2 protein-coding genes are annotated in these 2855 nt (G+C 68.0%); one reads left to right on the top strand and one right to left on the bottom strand.

Annotated features, from left to right (window positions below; genetic code table 11):
- Window positions 1–319 precede the first annotated feature (319 nt).
- Window positions 320–937 carry a TetR-like C-terminal domain-containing protein gene (locus ACFVWD_RS57995; RefSeq protein ID WP_389607230.1) on the bottom strand — a complete coding sequence of 206 codons (618 nt, stop codon included), beginning with the start codon at window positions 935–937 and terminating at the stop codon, window positions 320–322.
- A gap of 65 nt (window positions 938–1002) precedes the next feature.
- On the opposite strand from ACFVWD_RS57995, the gene ACFVWD_RS57990 reads away from it, so the two are divergent.
- The gene (locus ACFVWD_RS57990; protein WP_389607228.1) at window positions 1003–2337 is read left to right on the top strand and encodes an alpha/beta fold hydrolase; all 1335 of its coding nucleotides are present in this window, start codon (window positions 1003–1005) and stop codon (window positions 2335–2337) included.
- Window positions 2338–2855 lie beyond the last annotated feature (518 nt).

Here is a 2855-nt window from a genome sequence, read left to right as displayed (position 1 = left end):
GACCAGGTACGACAAGCTCGCCGTCCGCTACGAGTCGACCGTCCAGCTCACCCTCATACGACAGGCGCTGTGACCACATCTCAAACACGTCCTAGAACCTCCGAGAACGCATCCGCGAGGCCCGCGCCAACGGCTGGCTCGGTGAGGTCGAGGAGCTCCAGGTCAGCTTCGACGCTGCGATGGCGAAGCTCAACAGCCTCAAATGGGCTCCGACTGACGGTCGGCCGCAGCTGGTGGACCTTGGCATGCCGGTCTTCACCGAGCACGCACCCCCGCCTCAGCAGGGACCGGGAGGGTCCGGATACCGGCCCTGATCCTGTCAAGGAGCAAGTTCGGCTTGGCGAAGGCTGCAGAACACCGCCGGGGTCGTCCATCCGCGCAACGTGGCGTGAATCGCCGATCGGAAGGCCGCCTCGGCCGTGGCGGCGTCGAGGGCCCCAGCCAGTTCGAGAGTCACGAGCCCGTGCAGGGTGGACCAGATCGACAGGGCGATCGACGTTGCTTCGCCGCCGAGGACGGACGCCGCCAACGCGCGATCGATCGCCGCGAGGAGCGGAAGGATCGGGTCACTGGCACCGACCTCCCCCGACGGGTCGAAGGACTGCACACCACCGAACAGCACCGTGTACAGGTGGCTGTGTCCGCGCCCCCAACGCCGGTAGGCGACGGCCAGCGCGTAGAGGTCGGCGAGAGGGTCCGCGGAGGTCTGCGCCGCCGACAGGTCCTGGAACAGGCCGGCGACGGCTCTGTCACGCACCGCATCGATCAGCCCGTCCTTGCCACCGAACAAGGAATACACCGCCGTCGTCGACGCCTCGGCAGCAGCGGCCACGGCACGGACCGTGAGCAACTCCCGCGGACGGGTGGCGAGCATCTCGGTCGCGCACACCACAAGCCGCTCTTTGACGGCCTCGTCGTTTGTTCTCGGCCTACCCACGGCCAGCAGCCTACTCTCTTTGATAACGTCGTTTTGAAACAGCGTTCTGAAACTGGAGGTCCGCCGTGCCCACGTCCGCCATACGTCTTGTCCGCTTCACCGGACACTTACTGCTGGCCCTGGCCGCCGTCGCGATGCTGGTCGTCGTCTTTCTCGCACTGATCGCCCTCACAGACGGGGCAGGCTCGGGGCTCGCCGCATGGTTGACGACCCTTGGAGTCGGGGCTGTCCTCGCGATGTGGCGGGGGCGGCGCCGCACTTGGCCGGCGCGGCTCGTGCCGTTCCTGCCGGTGGTTGTCGCGGCAGCATTGACGGCGGCGGTCTGCATCCCCACCGTGCCGACGGCCCGGCGGTACCCGCCCGCCCTGCCGTTCGTGACCACGCAGCACTGGAGCCTGTCCACCGGCAGCCGGGTCGCGGTGTATCACTACCCGCCCGCGAACTCCGGCACCCGGCATCCCATTCCGTTCGTGTACCTCAACGGCGGACCGGTCCGTGGCATCTCGGTGCTCGACCACCGGTTCCTCCAACTCCTGGCACGCCAGGGCTACGACGTCTACGCCTATGAACAGGCCGGTGGCGGACGAAGCGACCTGCTCCCCATGGGCCAGTACACGATCTCCAGGTCGGTCCGCGACCTCGCCGCCTTCATCGACCGCCTGAACAAGGGCAAGGTCGACATCCTCGGCTTCTCCTCAGGCGGGGCCGTGCTTACCCGAGCCCTGGCCGACGCTGGCGTCGCCGCACGCTTGCACCGGGCGATCATCGCCGAACCCGGCCCCATGGACGGCCCCACCGCGCACATCACCGGGCACAAGGGCCGAAAATCCGCACGGGGCCTCGCGCCGGCCATGACCGGACCGCGATCGACGCACGTCCCCCGGTACGCCGTGGCATTCGGCCTCATGCGACTCGGACTCCTCAGCCCCGCCACCGGACTGATCGGACAGGCCGAAGGTGACAACGCCTTCACCGCCGCAGACCTCGGCAGTGACACCTCATCCGCCTACTGCGCGCGCGACGCGCACCGCATCCCCGCTGAGGACACCGCACAGAACTTCTCCTTCAGCCCCGCCGCCAGCCTCCGCGTCCAGCAGACGGTCAAGGACTCGCCCTCCATCGCACCGCATCTGCGCCAGTCCCGGACCCCCGCGATGCTGATGATCGCCGAGTGCTCCTCCCAGCTCCGTCAATGGGCGACCGCCATCCTTGCCAATGACCCCGCCATCCAACGCACGCAGTACATGCCCGGAGTCGGACACCACATGTGGAACGGCCTCGACGACAACAACGGTCGGGCCGCCGCCGTCATCACTGCGTTCCTTCAGGGCAAGCCAGCACCCCTGCCGAACTACCCGACCCGCGACGAGATCCCCACCTTCCTGCGCGATCACAAATGACGACGTTGCAGCCCGTCACCGGCAACGGCGGGTGAACCCTCGAAGCCGTCCGGGCCCTGCGCCAGGCACAGCCAAGGACGACCTCTTAGTCCGGAAAAGTGCATGCGGTCGCACAGAACTCCCTGCCCAAGCACTTCGAGACCGCGGCCGCCAGGTCGAAGTCGAGCACCTGCACGTCCATCTGCCGCGCGTGCTCAAAGCACCCGGCAACACCCGCACCTCCACCCCTGAGCAGGAGGTCGCTTGTTGAAGCGCCGTCTCTTTCCCCGCTGCGGTCACGCCACCACCCGATGGCCGGCTCTGCGGATCGGTGCCTGGCGGTAGCGGGCCCCGGGGACGGCCGCAGCATCCGTTAAGGCGCGTCGACCGCCCGAGTACTCCCGTTCCCCGCCACGAGATGGAAGCACCATCCGGCATGCCCGACCGCCTGGTCAGGGCGGAATCGAATGATCAAAGCAAGAGGCGCACCCCCACGGCCTGGACAGCTCGGGGTGCGCCTCTCTCATGCCCGCCCCGAG

Origin of the sequence: Streptomyces sp. NPDC058086, assembly GCF_042885015.1 — a bacterium.
Lineage (GTDB): Bacteria > Actinomycetota > Actinomycetes > Streptomycetales > Streptomycetaceae > Streptomyces.
This window is presented reverse-complemented; position numbering and strand designations above follow the sequence as displayed.